This window comes from Novosphingobium sp. YAF33 (genome assembly GCF_052113265.1).
Lineage (GTDB): Bacteria > Pseudomonadota > Alphaproteobacteria > Sphingomonadales > Sphingomonadaceae > Novosphingobium.
Genome location: NZ_JBFRCW010000056.1, coordinates 1 through 371, shown reverse-complemented (window position 1 = coordinate 371; position 371 = coordinate 1). Strand labels below are relative to the sequence as shown.

Below are 371 nucleotides of genomic sequence, written 5' to 3'. Positions count from 1 at the left end.
CCGTTGACGAGGCCGTCGCCGCCCACGGAATAGGTCAGCGCCGGATTGGCATTGCCATAGAGGCGCGAGAGCGCATCGGCAGTGACGGTGAGGCCGCGCGGGTTGACGGTGAGGTCGGCGCCGGTGAAGGTGAGGGCATAATTGCCGCCAGCCGCGAGGGAGCCCTGGGTGATGCCATAGGCGCCGATATTGCTGGTGGCACTTGCCGCGGTGGCCAGCGCRCCGCTCARRGTGTCGCCGTTGACGAGGCCRTCGCCGCCCACGGARTAGGTCAGCGCCGGATTGGCATTGCCATAGAGGCGCGAGAGCGCATCGGCAGTGACGGTGAGGCCGCGCGGGTTGACGGTGAGGTCGGCGCCGGTGAAGGTGAG

1 protein-coding gene is annotated in these 371 nt (G+C 68.6%); it reads right to left on the bottom strand.

What is annotated here, in order from left to right; all coding sequences use genetic code 11:
• Positions 1 to 371, bottom strand: a 371-nt coding sequence (locus AB4Z00_RS26595; RefSeq protein ID WP_442047906.1) for an MBG domain-containing protein, incomplete at both ends; no start/stop codon positions are given.